Annotated in this window: 23 protein-coding genes; 13 read left to right on the top strand and 10 right to left on the bottom strand. The window is 62.8% G+C overall.

Going from position 1 to position 16,015, the window contains the following annotated elements:
• Positions 1–14 precede the first annotated feature (14 nt).
• The 6 genes from V5F77_RS03160 to V5F77_RS03135 all read left to right on the top strand — a co-directional run bounded on the left by V5F77_RS03160 (position 15) and on the right by V5F77_RS03135 (position 4,071).
• A complete protein-coding gene (locus tag V5F77_RS03160) occupies positions 15–323 on the top strand; it encodes a hypothetical protein (RefSeq protein WP_429003872.1) in 309 nt (102 codons plus the stop codon).
• A 91-nt stretch (positions 324–414) separates the two neighbouring features.
• Positions 415–873 carry a Rieske (2Fe-2S) protein gene (locus V5F77_RS03155; RefSeq protein WP_429003871.1) on the top strand — a complete coding sequence of 153 codons (459 nt, stop codon included), beginning with the start codon at positions 415–417 and terminating at the stop codon, positions 871–873.
• Positions 874–896: 23 nt separating this feature from the next.
• Positions 897–1,241 (top strand): DUF6156 family protein, encoded by a 345-nt coding sequence (locus V5F77_RS03150; protein WP_429003870.1) that lies wholly within the window; start codon positions 897–899, stop codon positions 1,239–1,241.
• On the top strand, positions 1,238–1,405 hold the full coding sequence (locus tag V5F77_RS03145; RefSeq protein WP_429003869.1) for a hypothetical protein: 168 nt from the start codon (positions 1,238–1,240) through the stop codon (positions 1,403–1,405). The genes V5F77_RS03150 and V5F77_RS03145 overlap by 4 nt, the downstream gene beginning before the upstream one ends.
• 199 nt (positions 1,406–1,604) lie before the next feature.
• A complete protein-coding gene (locus tag V5F77_RS03140) occupies positions 1,605–3,650 on the top strand; it encodes a thioredoxin domain-containing protein (protein WP_429003868.1) in 2,046 nt (681 codons plus the stop codon).
• Positions 3,643–4,071: a group II truncated hemoglobin gene (locus V5F77_RS03135; RefSeq protein ID WP_429003867.1), complete on the top strand. Its 429-nt coding sequence runs from the start codon at positions 3,643–3,645 to the stop codon at positions 4,069–4,071. The genes V5F77_RS03140 and V5F77_RS03135 overlap by 8 nt, the downstream gene beginning before the upstream one ends.
• A 15-nt stretch (positions 4,072–4,086) precedes the next feature.
• Here V5F77_RS03135 and V5F77_RS03130 read toward each other — a convergent pair whose 3' ends face one another.
• The 6 genes from V5F77_RS03130 to V5F77_RS03105 all read right to left on the bottom strand — a co-directional run bounded on the left by V5F77_RS03130 (position 4,087) and on the right by V5F77_RS03105 (position 7,179).
• A complete protein-coding gene (locus V5F77_RS03130; protein WP_429003866.1) occupies positions 4,087–4,326 on the bottom strand; it encodes a hypothetical protein in 240 nt (79 codons plus the stop codon).
• Between the two features lie 75 nt (positions 4,327–4,401).
• Entirely contained in the window at positions 4,402–4,644 is a 243-nt protein-coding gene (locus tag V5F77_RS03125) for a hypothetical protein (protein WP_429003865.1), read from the bottom strand.
• Between the two features lie 88 nt (positions 4,645–4,732).
• Positions 4,733–5,056, bottom strand: a complete 324-nt coding sequence (locus tag V5F77_RS03120) for a hypothetical protein (RefSeq protein ID WP_429003864.1) — start codon at positions 5,054–5,056, stop codon at positions 4,733–4,735.
• Between the two features lie 52 nt (positions 5,057–5,108).
• On the bottom strand, positions 5,109–5,879 hold the full coding sequence (locus V5F77_RS03115; protein ID WP_429003863.1) for a dienelactone hydrolase family protein: 771 nt from the start codon (positions 5,877–5,879) through the stop codon (positions 5,109–5,111).
• Positions 5,880–6,081: 202 nt separating this feature from the next.
• A complete protein-coding gene (locus V5F77_RS03110) occupies positions 6,082–6,438 on the bottom strand; it encodes a DUF59 domain-containing protein (RefSeq protein WP_429003862.1) in 357 nt (118 codons plus the stop codon).
• Between the two features lie 261 nt (positions 6,439–6,699).
• Complete coding sequence (locus V5F77_RS03105; protein WP_429003861.1) at positions 6,700–7,179, bottom strand: tetratricopeptide repeat protein; 480 nt, start codon at positions 7,177–7,179, stop codon at positions 6,700–6,702.
• 347 nt (positions 7,180–7,526) lie between these two features.
• On the opposite strand from V5F77_RS03105, the gene V5F77_RS03100 reads away from it, so the two are divergent.
• Both V5F77_RS03100 and grxD read left to right on the top strand, forming a co-directional pair.
• Entirely contained in the window at positions 7,527–7,760 is a 234-nt protein-coding gene (locus V5F77_RS03100; RefSeq protein ID WP_429003860.1) for a BolA/IbaG family iron-sulfur metabolism protein, read from the top strand.
• Between the two features lie 72 nt (positions 7,761–7,832).
• A complete protein-coding gene (gene grxD / locus V5F77_RS03095) occupies positions 7,833–8,168 on the top strand; it encodes a Grx4 family monothiol glutaredoxin (protein WP_429003859.1) in 336 nt (111 codons plus the stop codon).
• Between the two features lie 58 nt (positions 8,169–8,226).
• Here the strand turns inward: grxD and V5F77_RS03090 are convergent, their stop codons facing one another.
• The 4 genes from V5F77_RS03090 to V5F77_RS03075 are packed head-to-tail and all read right to left on the bottom strand — an operon-like array spanning position 8,227 to position 11,539.
• Entirely contained in the window at positions 8,227–9,021 is a 795-nt protein-coding gene (locus V5F77_RS03090) for an ankyrin repeat domain-containing protein (protein ID WP_429003858.1), read from the bottom strand.
• A 3-nt stretch (positions 9,022–9,024) separates the two neighbouring features.
• Complete coding sequence (locus tag V5F77_RS03085; RefSeq protein ID WP_429003857.1) at positions 9,025–10,656, bottom strand: nitroreductase; 1,632 nt, start codon at positions 10,654–10,656, stop codon at positions 9,025–9,027.
• Positions 10,653–11,096, bottom strand: coding sequence for an ArsC/Spx/MgsR family protein (locus V5F77_RS03080; RefSeq protein ID WP_429003856.1), 444 nt, complete (start codon positions 11,094–11,096; stop codon positions 10,653–10,655). The genes V5F77_RS03085 and V5F77_RS03080 overlap by 4 nt, the downstream gene beginning before the upstream one ends.
• An 8-nt stretch (positions 11,097–11,104) precedes the next feature.
• Positions 11,105–11,539, bottom strand: a complete 435-nt coding sequence (locus tag V5F77_RS03075; protein WP_429003855.1) for a response regulator — start codon at positions 11,537–11,539, stop codon at positions 11,105–11,107.
• Positions 11,540–11,959: 420 nt separating this feature from the next.
• Here V5F77_RS03075 and nifH point away from each other — a divergent pair, with 420 nt between their 5' ends.
• The 5 genes from nifH to V5F77_RS03050 all read left to right on the top strand — a co-directional run bounded on the left by nifH (position 11,960) and on the right by V5F77_RS03050 (position 16,006).
• The gene (nifH, locus tag V5F77_RS03070) at positions 11,960–12,850 is read left to right on the top strand and encodes a nitrogenase iron protein (protein ID WP_429003854.1); all 891 of its coding nucleotides are present in this window, start codon (positions 11,960–11,962) and stop codon (positions 12,848–12,850) included.
• Positions 12,851–13,015: 165 nt separating this feature from the next.
• The gene (locus V5F77_RS03065) at positions 13,016–13,741 is read left to right on the top strand and encodes a nitrogen fixation protein NifQ (RefSeq protein ID WP_429003853.1); all 726 of its coding nucleotides are present in this window, start codon (positions 13,016–13,018) and stop codon (positions 13,739–13,741) included.
• Between the two features lie 83 nt (positions 13,742–13,824).
• Complete coding sequence (gene irr, locus V5F77_RS03060; protein ID WP_429004033.1) at positions 13,825–14,259, top strand: Fur family transcriptional regulator Irr; 435 nt, start codon at positions 13,825–13,827, stop codon at positions 14,257–14,259.
• A gap of 259 nt (positions 14,260–14,518) precedes the next feature.
• Positions 14,519–14,869, top strand: coding sequence for a nitrogenase stabilizing/protective protein NifW (nifW, locus tag V5F77_RS03055; RefSeq protein WP_429003852.1), 351 nt, complete (start codon positions 14,519–14,521; stop codon positions 14,867–14,869).
• A 291-nt stretch (positions 14,870–15,160) separates the two neighbouring features.
• Positions 15,161–16,006, top strand: a complete 846-nt coding sequence (locus tag V5F77_RS03050) for an electron transfer flavoprotein subunit beta/FixA family protein (RefSeq protein WP_429003851.1) — start codon at positions 15,161–15,163, stop codon at positions 16,004–16,006.
• The last annotated feature ends 9 nt before the right edge of the window (positions 16,007–16,015 follow it).

Genomic DNA, 16,015 nt, shown 5'->3' with positions numbered 1-16,015 from the left:
CGACAGGGACGAGCATGGCTCTTGATCTGAAAACCACATGGACCACCGCGGACGTCAGCGCGCTCCTTGCGTCGGTCGCCGACGATCGCAGCTGGCGGCTGGAGGTTTCGGCCGACGGCATTGCCCGTCTCAACGACCTCACCGTGATCCCCGACGCGGCCCATGAAGACGAGTTGCACTGCTTCTTCGAAATCTGGGACGAAGGCACAGATTTCGTGGGACCGGGAGCGGCCTCCGACACAGCCCTGTGCCGCAAACTGGAGAGGCTCCTTCGCGAAAATTATCCGACCCTGCAGGGGGCACGGACGCTGTCCGCGATTTGACGCGCGTGCTTGGACCGAGGCGCTTTCTTGGACCGAAGCACATCATTCGCGCGACGACGGGACGGACGCGTCGCAAGACAAGGAATTGAGGATGTCGCCAGGGGAAATCGAGGTCTTCGTCATCTGCCAGACATCCAGCATCGAAGTCGGCAGCGTGAAGTCGTTTCGCCTGTCGCGCATCGTGGAGACCGGGGAGAACCGGGAGACACGCCCTTTCCCCATCTTCGTCGTACGCACCCTGACCAATGATTATTTCGGCTATGCCAATGTCTGCCCGCACGAGGGACGTTGGTTGAATATCGGTTCTGGAAAATTCCTCACAGAAGACGGGGAGTTCCTTCGGTGCGGCCGGCACGGCGCAACGTTCGAGATCGACACGGGCGCGTGCGTGAAAGGCCCTTGCAAGGGCAAGAACCTGGAGCCGCTGGCGCTGGCCGTCGTGGACGGCGAGGTCTGTGTGTGCGGCATCGAACTGGTGGAGGATGACGGCTTTCCCGACCCCTTCACCGACCTCGATGAAACCATGGAAATTATGATTCACCCGGACTGACGGGACACAGGGAGAGCATGCGGATGGCGGATCAGGCGCAGGAAGAGTGCCGATACTTCGTTTCCTACACCGGCGTGAAACTGCCGTTCACGCTGGTCAATGGGATTGAAGCTGCGGCGCTTTCCAATCGCAACACTTTCATCCGCGCCTATTTCAATCCGGCCGGCGCACTGCGTGGCTTTGACAAGATGGTCTATGGCGAGGTGGAACTGTCCCACCGCTATGAATACCACGCCAATGGCCGCCTCAAACGGGCCGAAATCGTCATGCTGGACGAGGATCCGGCAGCGCTGGCATTCGATGAAGACGGCGCACCGGTACAAGACGCTGATCCGGCGCGCGACCCTGGGGAGCGCGGATCGCCATGACAGTCGCCCAATTGCTCGATGCGCTAATGCAGATGCCACGCGATGCCGTGGTGCTGATCGAAACCGATGGCGGGCTGTCCCGCGTCGATACGTTGGACTTCGTCGAGGACCACGGCCCTGGCGCGCCGGCGGAGGTCATTTTGCTGCCGAGCCTCGATGAATAGGCGTCTCGGAAATATTCGTGTCGCAGACTATTCCCTTTAGGCCGACATCATCTGTCGTTCCCCTGTCGGATTTCATTCGCAAACCCCCATCAATCCATCAAACGACGATGGATTAGACGCTTTTTTACGAACATCCGTTTTGGCGAGCTAATTGCTTTGGCCCCATAGGGCGAAGACGACCCGCGAAAAGAGACGTCCCATGAACCAACTTGCGGGCGAGACCAGCCCCTATCTGCTTCAGCACAAGGACAATCCGGTGGATTGGCATGTGTGGAGCGAGGCGACGCTCGCGGCTGCGCAGGCCGCCGACAAACCGATCCTGCTCTCGATCGGCTATGCCGCCTGCCATTGGTGTCACGTGATGGCCGCGGAAAGTTTCGAGAATGCCGATACTGCAGCGTTGATGAACGAACTTTTCATTCCCATCAAAGTGGATCGCGAGGAGCGGCCAGACCTTGATCTGATCTATCAGAACGCCCTCACGCTGCTGGGGCGGCGCGGCGGTTGGCCGCTCACCATGTTCCTAACCCCGCAGGGAGAGCCTTATTGGGGCGGCACCTATTACCCGCCTGAGAGCCGCTATGGACGGCCCGCCTTCCGCGACGTTCTCGCCCGCACGGCCAAGGTTTATCGCGAGCAGAAGGAGACCGTGGAGAAGAACACCACGGTCCTGCGCCAGGGCCTGCTCCGGCTTTCCGATCCGCCGCCGGACAATTTGCTGACGCCCGAGATTCTTGACGAGATCTGCGTCAAGTTCGCCGAATTGATCGATCCCGTGGACGGCGGCCTCGGGCAGGCGCCGAAATTTCCCCAGTCCCCTGTGCTTGCTGTGCTATGGCGCGGCTACAAGCGCACTGGGAAGGCCAAGTTGCGCGACGCCGTCCTGCTGACCTTGGATCGAATGTCCCAAGGTGGCATTTACGACCACCTCGGCGGCGGCTATTCGCGTTACTCCACGGACAATGCCTGGCTGGTCCCGCATTTCGAGAAAATGCTCTACGACAATGCCCAATTGGTCGAGCTTCTCACTTGGGCTTGGCAGGAGACGGGCAACCCGCTTTACGCCATGCGGGTTGCGGAGACCGTGACGTTCCTGCTGCGCGAAATGCGCGTCAACGGCGGCGCCTTCGCAGCCGCGCTCGATGCCGACAGCGAGCATGAAGAAGGCAAGTTTTATGTCTGGACCGCCGCCGAGGTGGAGGCAGTGCTCGGCCCCGAGGCGCCGGTGTTCAAAGCGCATTACGATGTGCACCGGATCGGCAATTGGGAGGGGCGCAGCATTCTCAACCGCTCGGAAAAGCCGGACCTTGCCGAACCCGCGATCGAGGCTCAGCTTGCGGCAGCGCGCGAAAAGCTCCTCGCGGTGCGCGAGGGCCGGGTCCGGCCCAGGCGCGACCACAAAGTGCTGGCGGACTGGAATGGCCTTGCCATCGCCGCCCTTTGCCTCGCCGGTGGCGCCTTCCAACGGGAGGACTGGATCGCTGCAGCAAAAGAGGCCTTCGCCTTCATCCTCGCCCAGATGACCGACGCCCAGGGCCGTTTGCATCATTCCTGGTGCGAGGGCCGCACCTATCCTGGCCTGCTCGATGATTACGCCGCCATGAGCCGCGCCGCGCTGGCCTTGAACCAGGCGACCGGCGACCCCTATTACCTCGCCTGCGCGGAGACTTGGGCGGAGCTTCTGGAAAACAATTTCCTCGACGCCGAACGCGGCGGCTATTTCCTGACCTCGCAAGAGGCCACAGGGTTGATAACGCGCATCCGAAATGCCTTCGACCATGCAACGCCCTCCGGCAACGGCATGATGGTGGAGGTGTTGTCGACCTTGTTCCTGCTGACCGGAAAACCCGCCTACCGCACCCGGGCCGAGCGGCAAATCGGCGCCTTTGCCGGCGAGGTGGCACGCAACGCCATCCCGCTCGCGGCCTTCCTCTCGGGGCTCGACGGGTTTGCCAACAGCGTCCAGATCGTCATCCGGGCAGGATTGGGCACGGCCGAGCTTTTGGAGGCGGTGCGCGCCTGCTGCATCCCGAACCTCGTGCTGCGGGTGCTCGAACACGGAGCGCAGCCGCCGCCCGGCCATCCCACGCAAGGCAAAGAAAGCATTAGCGGAAAGGCGACAGCCTATGTCTGCATCGGCGAAACATGCTCGCTGCCGGTGACGGATGCGGAATTGCTGCAGCTTGCCCTCTCGGGCCGTCAGGCGCCGCCCGTAGGCCAGAATCTGGAGGTGAGCCATGTCTGACGTCGCGGTTGAAATCTCGATGTTTGAGCGTGTCGGCGGCGCCGTCGTCATCGACCGGCTCGTGGAGGCGTTCTACCGCCGCATGGACGAGTTGCCGGAGGCGCAGGAGATCCGTGCCATGCACGCGCCGGACCTCGCGACCACAAAGAATGTCCTCAAGCGCTATTTATGTGAATGGACCGGCGGCCCCAAGCTCTACTCCGCCGAGCGCGGCCATCCGCGTCTCCGCCAGCGCCACATGGGCTTCAAGATCGGTTCAGCCGAGCGCGACGCCTGGCTGCTCTGCATGCGTGGTGCGCTCAATGAGACGGTCGCCGATGCCGACGCGCGGGAGGAGATCGACGCTGCGCTCACCAAGCTTGCGGACTGGATGCGCAACCAGGCCGACAATCCCCACGATTCCGGTCACGCCCGCCCTTGAACTTTGCTTCGGGCTTCAGAGCGGGACGCCGAAGAAGTCCTCGTCCGCCCCGCCCCACGCCTTATGCAAAGCCAGGGCATTGTGCCAGCGCGATATTTCAGGCTCGTCGGCCGGCCGATGGGTGATCTTGCCTTCTGGCTGGTCCGCGAGCAGAAACGCCTTGCCGTTGCGCAGAAAGCGCTGGAGATCCTTGGTATCGACGGGGCGTACGACGCATCGAGGCGCCTCGTCGATGAGGATGGTCGTCGGCATCATGGCAAATCTCCCCTCATGGTGAATCTCCCATCGGCAAGCCTCATCCAGAGGACGAGCTCCGCCTCAGATCAGCGATCAGAATCCTTCGTCGCGCTGGCCCCAGGGATGGGAGCCCGGAACCAGTGCCGCCTTGATGCCCGCCTTCTCAATGTCTGCAAGGCTGCGATAGAAGGTGGCCTCATGCACGAGGGTGCCGCCCTTGGTGGTGATCGCCACATAGCGTGCCACCGGATCGGACTCGCAGAGATAGCCGCCGCCGGGATCCTGCGTCGTGCGCACATTGCCATTCCAATCCACAAAGAAACCCTCAAGCGACATTCTGCTTCTCCAATGCGATGAAAATCCAAGATGGCTGAGCTTGGAGCGAGGTCCGATCAGGCGCGGGGCACTGTGATCGGCGGGCGCTTTAGCTTTCACCCTCTTCCGCGGCGAGCAGGATCAGGGCGGCCTCCACAATATCGCGGCACGCCATCAGCCCGTCATGGACGCGCCGATCCACGCTGACCAGATCCTGCGCCATGCCTTCGTCCAGCGGCGGCCGCGCGGCCTGTGCCGCCTCGAACAGCACCTTCTCAAGCTGATAAATGCGCTCGCTTGCCCGTTCGAGATAGGGCACAGGGTTGGCCCGCACATTCGCCTCATGCAAAGCGCTGAGGCTCAGCAACGTGCGCAGGCGGCGCGCCGCCTGGCGCTTCTCAACTCCGAACTCAGCCTTGATGACGCTCATCATCACCCTCGCCTACCCCGCACCGAACGCGCATGCCCGCACCAGAGCGAATGCATCAGTCCAAGGGGGGACCGAGATCGTCGTCGGCGCTCTTCTTGCTCTTTTTCTTTTCCACCTTCGCCTGCGCGTACATGCCCGAATTTTTCATCAGGAGCGGCGTCTGACCTTCAACGAACTGGGCAATCCAGAATAACGTCCGCTCCAGGGCCTGTTGGGCAGAGGCCGCATGATAGCTGCCGCGCTCCTCGCAATTGAAGCCATGGGTGGCGTCGGGATAGGTGAAGGCGCTGACGTTTGGACGCGAGGCGCGAAACTGCTCAACTTGCTCAAGCGGGATCAGCGGATCCTTCTCGCCGAAATGCAGCAAGATCGGAACCTTGCGCTTTTCCCCATAGGCCTCGACAATTCCGGGGCCGTAATAAGCAATGACACAGGCGATGCCAGTGACCGCGTTGGCCGCAGCATAGGCAAGATAGCCACCGCAGGAATAGCCGACGAGCGCAACCTTGCCAGTGTCCTTCACGGCCTCCACGGCGGCTTGGACGTCATTTAACGCCTTCTCGTCGTCCAATTGTTCGAGCAGCGCCAGCCCTGCGGCAAAGCCCTCCTCGTCATAGCCGAGCGCGACATCCGGCTGCACGCGGTCGAACAGGGCAGGCGCGATCGCGACATAGCCCCGCAACGCAAAATCATCCACGATTTTGCGGATGTGCGCATTCACCCCGAACAATTCCTGAAGAACCACCACCGCGCCTTTGGGCTCGCCCACAGGGTCGGCTCGATAGGCGGAAAAGGCGTGGCCGTCGGAAGCAATTAGCTCGATCATGGCATCCTCGATTGCCGCGCGACGCCAATTCGGCGTGCGCATCACATGCTTGAACCGCCCAGCCCGATTATTCGGATGACGGAAAAGGTGCCAGGCCGAGGCCCAGATGTTGCGCTTCTTGTTGCGTGAGCTTTTGGATTCGTCTTGCCTCAGAAGAAGACTTTCGGCCGCGCAAAGCCTGTCCGACCGCGCGGATCCGGGGCTAAAGCAATCCCAGTTCGAGCTGCACATCTTCCGACATGCGCGAACTATCCCAGGGCGGATCGAAGACCAGATTGACCTTGACGCTGGAAATCTCGTCCACGCCCGCAACCGCTTTTTCAACCCAGCCGAGAAATTCGCCGGCAACCGGACATCCCGGGGCGGTCAACGTCATGTCGATCTCGACATGACCATCGAGCGTGGGAGCGATGCGGTAAATCAATCCCAGGTCATAGACGTTCACAGGAATTTCCGGATCGAATACGGTGCGCAGCGCCGCAATAATTTCGTCCATCAGGGCATCCTGGCCGGGATTGACCAGGAGTTCTGCGCCCGTGTGCTCATCGAGCTGTGCCATCTGCCCGGTCACCCCTCAAGCTGCCCGGCCGCCCTGTTGGCTTCCCAACCTTGGCGGCAATGAAACATGGCGGGGACTCGACATAACCCGCGGTCCGTCTGCGCAATCCGCAATCATCCTCAAAAAAATCTTGCGTATGCGAGCGTATTCGTTGGTCATGCGATCGTTTTAGCCATGCGGTTCCTGCACTGTGGTCGTTGCCATCCAATGCGGGGATGGATGACAGCGGAGAAGGTGCAAGCGCGATGCCAGCACGTTGTCTCAGGCGATCCCCTGCGCCAGCGCCTCGATGACCGTCCAGCCGACCGCGCCGGTGGGGTCAAGCTGGCGCAGGGATGCGAGAATCTCCTCGGCACGATCCGGCCGGTTCTGCCGCAGGTGGATGAAGGCGAGCGCCTTCAATGTGTAAAGCGCGAACCGTCCCGCCCCATCGGGCAAATTGCGCTCTGGACGCCACTGGCGCCAATCCAGATCCCAGCCGGCTTGGCGCGCGGCCTCGCGAAGCCCGCTTTCCGCGATAGCCTGGGCCTCGTCCAGATTTCCCTGATACGTGTGGATCTTATAGAGGCAGAAATAAATCGGGAGTTCGCCGGGTGCCGCCGCCAGGGCTTGGCGGAAAAGCCCGTCGGCGCGCAGGCGATCCTGCCGATAGGCGGCTACACCCTGTTGCAGCAAGGCATCGATGCCAGCAGGCAGATCGCCGAAATTGATGGGGTCGCGGTCTGAGAAGGGATCGATCATCGATAGCTCGCTCAAGCAGGCGTGGCCGGATCGACCGGCCACTGTCCGCATAGGTTCGATGCTCCGCAAGCAAGAGCCGGGCCGCCTACACACCGCAGAGTCGATCGGCGGCGCCCGCCGCGCTGTGTTGAGCACGACGGCGGGTCGGCACGTTTGTCGATGTCGCAAATGCGCCTCTGTCGTCAATGCGACAGCCGTCGCGCACAATGTCGGCCGCCCCTGGGCCGCATCCCCCATATGATCGCCGTCTCGGCTCGAAATCCCAGCAACGGCGTCGCGACGCGGAGGCGCGTTCAGATGGTTTGAACCTTGCAATGGCGAGGCGATGACATCTGGAGAACACGACGATGGCAATGGTCGGAACGGAGATCGAGCGCCTCATCAAGGAGGCATTTCCTCAGGCGCACGTCGTCATCGTGGACCTCGCCGGCGATGGCGATCATTTCGCCGCCCGCGTCACCTGCGAGGCGTTCCGGGGCAAGAGCCGGGTGCAGCAGCACAAGATGATCTACGACGCGCTCCAGGGACACATGGGCGGGGCCCTGCATGCCCTGGCGCTTGAAACCCTTGTTCCTGCCTGACGGCAGCCACAAAGACTCGGGCCGGCGTCCCGCCGGGCGGGTCAAGTCATTCGATTAGGAAGGGAAAAGATCATGGCAGATTCCACCGCAGAACGCATTGCCGGCATTATCGCCGCCGATGATATCGTCCTTTTCATGAAGGGTGTTCCGGCGGCGCCGCAATGCGGTTTCTCCGGCACGCTGGTCCAGATCCTCGCCCGGCTGGAAGTGCCCTTTGCGAGCGTCGACGTCCTAGCCGACTACGATATCCGCGAAGGCATCAAGGCCTATTCCAGTTGGCCGACCATCCCCCAACTCTACGTCAAGGGCGAGTTCATCGGGGGCTGCGATATCGTGCGCGAGATGTTCCAGACCGGAGAACTCGCGACGCTTCTCACGGAAAAGGGTGTCGCCGCCGGGGTGGCCTGAGCGTGCGATGAACTTTGCCCCCGCCGCCCTGCGGCGGGGTGCTCCCCCGGATTCGTTTTCAATAGGCCGCGGCCACAACCTTTTCTCGCACCTTCGCGGCTTGGCGCAGCAACGTGAGGCACTCGACCGTGCCAGCGAGATCGAGCGCGGTATACCCATCCAAGGATTCCGGGGAAACGTCCGCGCCGCGCGCCAGCAGCCGCTCCGCCACACCGGCAAGGCCCGCGGAAGAGGCGTACATGAGGGCCGTGGCGCCATTGTCGTTGCGATTGTCGAGATCGATGCCCAATTCGACCAACAGGTCGATCATCTCGAAATGCCGGCCGACACAGGCGAGCCAAAGGGCGGTATTTCCGTCGGAATTGCGGGCATCCAGCGCGGCACCGGCCGCGGCAAGTGCCCGGGCGATGTCGAGCGCACCAAGATGGGCCGCCTTCATCAAGGGCGTCATTCCGTTGGCACCCACGCTCGTCACATCGTCCAGCGGAAAGCCTTGCGAATGCAAGAAGGCATTCACTTCGGGCGCGAGCGACCGAGCGCCAGCGGGCGCGTGGCTCCGCCACGCCTCATAACCTCCATCGAGACTATAGACCTCGCTGAAGCCGAAGTCCGAGAACGTCTGGGCATACTCCTGGCTGGCGTTGCCATGGTAGCAATAGATCAGGATGGGTTTGTCTTTCGGCGTCTGCATCAGCGTCGGTCCAAGCTCCGCGAACACAGTGCGGCGGGCACCCGCAATGTGGGCTTCGCCGAACGAAACAGGATCTCGCGCATCGAGAATCAGCGGATGACGGTCCAGCAGGACCCGCGTCTCCTCGGCTCCAATGCGGCGGAATGGGATGCGCTGTTTCATGGTCTATTCTCGCGCGGGAATCAGCGGCCGCCCTGGATAGGCGGGCGCTGTGGTGATGCGGTCGTCCCCCAGCGGGCGCCCGACGGTGAAATGATAGAGCGCCTGGAAGCGCAGCCCGGTAAGGCCCAGCAGGTCGTGCACGGGATCGTCGAAAAAGCAGCCGATCCCGGTGCCCCTAACGCCCGCCGCCTCTGCCTCCAGATACAGCACATGACCCAAAAGCCCGGCCTCCCAATGGAGTTGCCGATAGCAGGATGGATCGGCGCGCACGGCATGCTCGAATTCCGCCAGCATGCTGAGCGAAAAGCAGCCGTCGCTGGCGATGGCCTGATGGCAGCTCACGGTGCGCGCCACGCCCCGGCAGTCTCTTTCAACGAGCCGCACCAGCGGCAGATGGGTAGGCGCACCGCCCACCGGCTCCCAGGTGAAATCTGAACGCAGCGCTGTCCGCAAAGCCTTTCCGCCTTCAGCGGAACGCGGCAGCGCGTAAAGACCGGAGGTAAGCCCCGCCACGCGATGGACGAAGAACACCGGGTGGAGGCTCGCGCCGGGCTCGAACAGATCCCAAGGCGCAGCGGCCCGTGGCAGCAGGGCATCTAGCAGCCGATAAAACACGGTGAGCGGCAGCTCGAACCGGCTGTCGAAGCGCTGGGCGCTGCGCCGGCCCAGCAGGATATCAGCGGCCCGCGCCTCGTGCTCGTGCGTGAGGGCCGGCAACGCCTTTTGGGCGACGCTGCGATGGAACGGCTTGCCGGACGCTCGCGTCGCCCGGGCCACCTCGGGAATGACGGGCCAGCGATACAGTGGTCGGCGGTCCAGCAGGCTGGCACGGCCGCCCCACTCCCCCTGGGCAAGACCGAGGTCGCACGGCGCTGCGGCGGGCAAGCCCGCTCCTGTGCCCGGCTCGATCGCCACCAGCACATCGCCATCCTCGGACTCGACACCGGAGAAATCACCGGCGCGATCCAGTCCCATCAAGGCCGTAAGGGTTGCAGCATCACATTCGACCACTCGCGCCGTCCAGCCCAGCGCACCCGCCGCATAGCGCAATGCGCCAAGGGCATGGCCGATATCGAGCTGGCAATAGCGGAACGCGCGCTCGCCATATTTCCAGGCCTCGCGCCAATGGATCGAGCTCAGGCCGATCCAGAGCCCTTGCCGGGCGCCGGGCAGCGCCGTCACGCGGCAGCGCTGCTCCAGGGTGTGGTCGCGGCTGACATAATGGTGCAGTCCGTCGCAAAGCCCCGGCATATTGGCGGTGAGCGCATAGACCTCGGTGGGGTGGAGATTGCCACTGGAGGGGTTGCAGCGCAGCGCCCAGCGGTCCGGGCCTAATTCCTTCCAGGCGGCAAGGCCGAACGAGAGTTCAAGCAGCAGGGCGAGCCCCTGAAGGTCCAGCTCCGCCGGTGCGGGCGGCGTTCCATAGATCTCACCGAACCGGGTCGCCAGCAGATGCGCCCCGAGCGGCAAGAGGATACGCGGCGCATCTGCGAAAGTGCGGAAGGGATCAGGCTGCGAGTCCCAATCCAGCGTCTCCGGTCCCGGCGCGTAGCGGGGAAGGGTGTGCTTGGTGCGCGCGTGATAGGCGAGGGTCACCTCCGCCGGGCTCATCGCCTCAAGGGCCGCAACGTTCATGGCTGCGACGCCGCTTCCGACTGGGCGGGTTCGGTGCACCCGCCCGGCACGTCCGGTCGGCTGCAGCCCTGGGCAGCACTCAGAGCCGCGTCATCCCGCAGCCAAGAGGTGACCGGCTCGCGGTCGAAGCCGGCACAGCGCGCGGTACCTTGCTCCACCAGTGGCCGGCGGATCAGCAGCGGGTCCGCCAGCATCAAGGCGAGGGCGGAGGCCGGATCCAACATCTGCGGCAGGATCTCGCCGGATTTGATGCGCGGCGCGGCCGGGTTGAACCAGCTTGGCACCGGCGTCTCGCCAAAGAAGCCGAGCAGGCGCTCCCCCGTCCATGGCTCGGTCAGCAGGTTGCGCGCCTCCACACGATAGCCGGCGCGCTCCAGCATCAAAATCTGACGCGCATTGGTGCCGCAGCCCGGCTTCTGAAAGAAGACAATGGCGGTCACGGCCACTCCTATCGCATGAAGCCAAGCTGAACGATGGGCTGCGCGCCGCCGCGGCCGAGGATCGTATCCACCTTCTTTCGCACCGCCTCCAGCGTCAGCGGCTTCACCAGGGCCCCATGGGCGCCGGCCTTGATGCCGTCGACGGCTGTGGCCTCCTGCGCCTTCTCGCAGACGATGAGGATGCGCACGCCGGGAAACTTGGCATTGAGGTCTGCCACCAGATCAGTGCCGCGCTCGCTGAGGAAGGAGACGCCGAGCAGAACCACATCCGGCTTCAGCCAGCCGACGCCCTTCTCGTAGGCTTCTTCCGGGGTGGCGAGTTCATGCGTCTCAATCTCGTCGTGCAGCATGAACTGCAGCGCCGCGCGCGTGATCTCGTCCTGGTCGACAACGAACACGCGCCGCTGATCCACGGCCTTTGATGTTTCGACACCAATTTGCATGTCACCCTCGCTGCGTGTCACGGCTCGATTGGGGCCGCGCTTCATCCCGAGGTCTAGCAAGTTCCGTTCCTTATGGCCGAGCCCTGTATTCGTGCGGGTTCGCGCGGGCTTGCGGGCCCCCGCGACGCACCAGGCTCTTGTTTCGTTTGTGACAGCGAAAGGGCTGCTGTCCGATTCAAGACACAGTGAGCGACAAGCATTCTCTCATATTTTTCGTTTAAAAATCAGTCGATTACAGAATATCTCGGCTTGGCACGCGGATTGCTGAAGAAGTTCTGCACGGCGAGTGAGGGCTGAGTGCACGCAGACGCGACGACGAGCGATGCGCTCCTTCCCGTAACCGGCGAGCTGTTTGTGAGCGAGGAACACACACGCCAAGAGCGTGGTGGTCATTGGCAATCGGTTCGAAGGAAACCTATCATGTCGTCACTACGACAAATCGCATTTTACGGTAAGGGAGGCATCGGCAAGTCGACCACCTCCCAGAATACGCTCGCGGCCCTGGCCGAGATGGGTCACAAGATCCTCATCGTCGGCTGCGACCCGAAGGCGGATTCGACCCGCCTCATCCTGCACGCAAAGGCGCAGGACACCATCCTCAGCCTCGCGGCTGCCGCCGGCAGCGTCGAGGACCTGGAGCTGGAAGAGGTCATGAAGGTCGGCTACCGCGACATCCGTTGCGTCGAGTCCGGCGGGCCTGAGCCCGGCGTCGGCTGCGCCGGTCGCGGCGTCATCACCTCCATCAACTTCCTGGAGGAGAACGGCGCCTACGAAGACATCGACTATGTCTCCTACGACGTGCTCGGTGACGTGGTGTGCGGCGGTTTCGCCATGCCCATCCGCGAGAACAAGGCGCAGGAAATCTACATCGTCATGTCCGGCGAGATGATGGCCATGTACGCGGCCAACAACATCTCCAAGGGTATTCTCAAATACGCCAATTCCGGCGGCGTGCGGTTGGGCGGGCTCGTCTGCAACGAGCGCCAGACCGACAAGGAGCTGGAACTGGCGGAAGCCATGGCGAAGAAGCTCGGCACCCATCTGATCTACTTCGTGCCGCGCGACAACATCGTGCAGCACGCCGAGCTGCGCCGCATGACCGTGCTCGAATATGCTCCCGACAGCGTGCAGGCCGGCCATTACCGCTCGCTCGCCACGAAGATCCATGCGAACGGCGGCAAGGGCATCATCCCGACCCCCATCACCATGGACGAGCTGGAAGACATGCTCATGGAGCACGGCATCATGAAGGCCGTGGACGAGAGCGTCGTCGGCAAGACCGCCGAAGAACTCGCCGCAATGTCCGCCTGAGGCAACTTCTCAAGATGCCGGCCCCACCGGGGCCGGCATCACACCTCTAAAAATAACAGCAGCCGGTGCATCCAATGCACCGCGAACCGGGCCGGAGACGACCACGAGAGGGCTCACCGACGGCCTTTGGAGCGCAACGTGACCCTAACGGCATCGCGAGAGGATATGATCGACCCGGCCCTCGGGTTCCTGCGTCCCCTGGCACAGCTCCTGCCGGGGCGGGATGCCGGCGAACATCCAGGCATCGCGGCCTATCGCCTGTTGACCGGCATATCGCCGAACGAGGCCGTCATCGCAGACGATATCAGCTTCGACCGGCACATCCTGGCCTCGATTCTTGCCGCCGCCGCCATGGAGGGCGGACCCGTGGCGGAGCACGCGGGCCTTTCCCAGGCCGAGCTTTCCGCTTTGCTCGCACATTGGTTTCCCCGCGCTCGGCCTCGTGCCGCGATGTGGTGGACGCAAACCGACGCGCCACCCGATGAAGAGATCGCCATGGTGCGAGACCTGCTGCGTGCGAAATCCTCCTCCGATTGCGACACCACCCGCTGGCTCGCCGCGATGATCGCCCGCCGAGCAATGGAGCCGAACCATTTGTGGGAGGATCTCGGCCTGCGCACGCGCTCCGAGTTGACCCGGCTTATTACGCGCCATTTTGCCTCTGTTGCCGCGCGCAACACAAACAACATGCGTTGGAAGCGACTACTCTACCGGATGCTGTGCGAGGACGACGGCTTCGTCATGTGCGCCGCGCCGGTATGCACCCAATGCAATGATTTCGCCGTCTGCTTCAGTGACGAGAGCGGCGAGAGCCGGATGGCGGAACGCCGTCGCACCATGGCGCAAGCGGACCTGGCGAACGCCGTCCCCGCTTCCTCCCAACCTTCCTGACCCTGGAGCGTACGATGGAAGACATGCACGCCCCCCAATCCTGCGAGCCGGCAGATCTCGACTTGGATCAGGAACTGCGGCTGATGTGGCGCCGCAGCAAACAGGAAGATCGTTCCTGGATCGATTGCAGCGGCATGCTGCGGCGCGCTGGCCTGCGGCCGACACGTCAGCGCATTGTGCTCGGTAGGCTGCTGTTCTCGAAAGGCAATCGGCACATCACCGCCGGCATTCTGCACGAGGAAACCCAAAAAGCGCGCGTGCCGATGTCGCTCGCCACGGTCTACAACACACTGAACCATTTCACTGAGGCCGGCCTTCTTCGACGCATCGGCATCGATGGCGCAACCGCATTCTACGATACCAATCCGAGCCGGCATCATCATTTCTATATCGAGGGCGAGAACATATTGTGCGATATCCCGCACGACAGTGTTGTCATCGGGAGGCTGCCCGAGATCCCCGAAGGATTCGAAGTTTCGGGAATCGACGTGGTGGTGCGGCTGCGCAAACGGCCCTGATGCGCTACGCCATCGGCGCCTGTGGCTCACCCCTGCGGCAATTGGCAGATTCACTGGCGCGGCCCCGGTACGGCCCTTGTCGTGTCGCAGATCGTGTCGCAAGTGCGACATCACCCGGCATTAGAAAATCTCAATCAATCAATCGCTTATCTCCATCTCTTGAGAATGGCACGCCGATTGCTTTTCCCAAGGCATGCCAGACGGCGCCGTGAGGCTGCGGGCCATGTCCGCCGCAGGTTGTGATCGAAGGAGATAGGCGATGAGCAGTTCCGCAGGATCCGCGAGCAGCACGCCCCGCGTGCTCGATCAATTGAACAAGGCGTCCTCGGCAGAGGATTTCTTCGCGCTGCTGGGCGTTGAATACGATCCCCTCGTTGTCAACGTGGCGCGACTGCATATCTTGCGCCGCATGGGCCAATATCTGGTGAGCGAGGATTTCTCCGGTGAACCGGAAGAGGTCGTGACCGAACGCTGCAAAACGGTACTTGAACAGGCCTATGCGGATTTCGTCTCGTCCTCGCCCATCGATCAGCGCGTGTTCAAGGTGCTGAAGGATGCGGTGGCCCCGCCCAAGCCGAAAACCATCGTTTCGCTGAACGTCCTCAAATAAGATCCACCACGCATCCAGCCGGCTGACTCTCTGCCCAAAGGGCCGCGACAGCCGGCTTTTGCATGTCCAAGCTGGCGAACTGCCACACGCTTCGTCCGGTCTCGCTACCCCGCTGTCGCATTCCCGACGCACACGGCCCGGTTTTGTCAGCAGCACATGACCTGCCCCGGCGACATATCCGACGCTCCAGAATATCTTATTGAAATATAATTAGATTTTATTTGTCATCGCAATTGGTACGACACTTGCGTTTGTCCTCTTCGGGCTGTCAGACAGGCTCGGAGCAACCGAATGCACATCGTCGTCTGCATCAAGCAGGTTCCAGACTCGGCGCAGATCCGCGTCCACCCCGTGACCAACACCATTATGCGTCAGGGGGTGCCGACCATCATCAATCCGTACGATTTATTCGCGCTCGAAGCGGCCTTGGCCCTGCGCGACAAGTTCGGCGGCGAAGTCACCGTGCTGACCATGGGTCCGCCCTCAGCCGAGGACAGCTTGCGCAAGGCGCTAACCTTCGGCGCCAACCGCGCGGTTCTGCTCACCGACCGTTTCTTCGCCGGGGCCGATACACTGGCCACCACCTATGCACTGGCCACGGCGGTGCGCAAGATCGGCGAGACCTTTGGCGCGCCCGACCTCATCTTCACCGGCAAGCAGACCATCGACGGCGACACCGCCCAGGTGGGACCGGGCATAGCCAAACGGCTCGGCCTGCTGCAACTCACCTATGTCGCGAAGATCAATACGCTGGACCTGGAAGCGCGCACCATCGAGGCCGAGCGGCGCTCGGAAGGTGGCGTTCAGGTCCTGAAGACCCGGCTGCCCTGTCTCATCACCATGCTGGAAGCCACCAATGAGATCCGGCGCGGCGGCATGGAAGATGCCCTGCGTGCGGCGCGCGCCACCATCGTGAAATGGAGCGCGCAGGACGCGGGTGTGGAAGACATCACCAAATGCGGTTTGCGTGGGTCGCCGACCATCGTGAAGCGCGTGTTCGCACCGCCGCCGCGCGCGGAAAAGGTGGCGATGGTGGATATCTCCAGCGGCCCGCCGGCCGAAGCTTTGATCGACGACATCTTCAAGCGCCAGCCCAAGCTCGAAGCCGAGCTTGCGACCCTGGCGCGCGGATACTGAGCGATAGAC

Origin of the sequence: Roseixanthobacter psychrophilus (assembly GCF_043195195.1) — a bacterium.
GTDB lineage: Bacteria > Pseudomonadota > Alphaproteobacteria > Rhizobiales > Xanthobacteraceae > NCEH01.
Note: the sequence above shows the minus strand (reverse complement) of the source record. Positions and strands in the feature narration are given on the sequence as shown.

Excerpts from the sequence above, each read along its gene's own strand:
- V5F77_RS03135 (WP_429003867.1), top strand. The coding sequence starts at position 3,643 with ATGTCTGACGTCGCGGTTGAAATCTCGATGTTTGAGCGTGTCGGCGGC.
- V5F77_RS03105 (WP_429003861.1), bottom strand. The coding sequence starts at position 7,179 with ATGATCGATCCCTTCTCAGACCGCGACCCCATCAATTTCGGCGATCTG.
- V5F77_RS03090 (WP_429003858.1), bottom strand. The coding sequence starts at position 9,021 with ATGAAACAGCGCATCCCATTCCGCCGCATTGGAGCCGAGGAGACGCGG.
- V5F77_RS03065 (WP_429003853.1), top strand. The coding sequence starts at position 13,016 with ATGATCGACCCGGCCCTCGGGTTCCTGCGTCCCCTGGCACAGCTCCTG.
- V5F77_RS03140 (WP_429003868.1), top strand. The coding sequence starts at position 1,605 with ATGAACCAACTTGCGGGCGAGACCAGCCCCTATCTGCTTCAGCACAAG.
- V5F77_RS03130 (WP_429003866.1), bottom strand. The coding sequence starts at position 4,326 with ATGATGCCGACGACCATCCTCATCGACGAGGCGCCTCGATGCGTCGTA.
- V5F77_RS03050 (WP_429003851.1), top strand. The coding sequence starts at position 15,161 with ATGCACATCGTCGTCTGCATCAAGCAGGTTCCAGACTCGGCGCAGATC.
- V5F77_RS03125 (WP_429003865.1), bottom strand. The coding sequence starts at position 4,644 with ATGTCGCTTGAGGGTTTCTTTGTGGATTGGAATGGCAATGTGCGCACG.
- V5F77_RS03100 (WP_429003860.1), top strand. The coding sequence starts at position 7,527 with ATGGCAATGGTCGGAACGGAGATCGAGCGCCTCATCAAGGAGGCATTT.
- V5F77_RS03155 (WP_429003871.1), top strand. The coding sequence starts at position 415 with ATGTCGCCAGGGGAAATCGAGGTCTTCGTCATCTGCCAGACATCCAGC.
- irr (WP_429004033.1), top strand. The coding sequence starts at position 13,825 with ATGTGGCGCCGCAGCAAACAGGAAGATCGTTCCTGGATCGATTGCAGC.
- V5F77_RS03085 (WP_429003857.1), bottom strand. The coding sequence starts at position 10,656 with ATGAACGTTGCGGCCCTTGAGGCGATGAGCCCGGCGGAGGTGACCCTC.
- V5F77_RS03115 (WP_429003863.1), bottom strand. The coding sequence starts at position 5,879 with ATGATCGAGCTAATTGCTTCCGACGGCCACGCCTTTTCCGCCTATCGA.
- grxD (WP_429003859.1), top strand. The coding sequence starts at position 7,833 with ATGGCAGATTCCACCGCAGAACGCATTGCCGGCATTATCGCCGCCGAT.
- V5F77_RS03160 (WP_429003872.1), top strand. The coding sequence starts at position 15 with ATGGCTCTTGATCTGAAAACCACATGGACCACCGCGGACGTCAGCGCG.
- V5F77_RS03120 (WP_429003864.1), bottom strand. The coding sequence starts at position 5,056 with ATGATGAGCGTCATCAAGGCTGAGTTCGGAGTTGAGAAGCGCCAGGCG.
- V5F77_RS03145 (WP_429003869.1), top strand. The coding sequence starts at position 1,238 with ATGACAGTCGCCCAATTGCTCGATGCGCTAATGCAGATGCCACGCGAT.
- nifH (WP_429003854.1), top strand. The coding sequence starts at position 11,960 with ATGTCGTCACTACGACAAATCGCATTTTACGGTAAGGGAGGCATCGGC.
- nifW (WP_429003852.1), top strand. The coding sequence starts at position 14,519 with ATGAGCAGTTCCGCAGGATCCGCGAGCAGCACGCCCCGCGTGCTCGAT.
- V5F77_RS03075 (WP_429003855.1), bottom strand. The coding sequence starts at position 11,539 with ATGCAAATTGGTGTCGAAACATCAAAGGCCGTGGATCAGCGGCGCGTG.
- V5F77_RS03110 (WP_429003862.1), bottom strand. The coding sequence starts at position 6,438 with ATGGCACAGCTCGATGAGCACACGGGCGCAGAACTCCTGGTCAATCCC.
- V5F77_RS03150 (WP_429003870.1), top strand. The coding sequence starts at position 897 with ATGGCGGATCAGGCGCAGGAAGAGTGCCGATACTTCGTTTCCTACACC.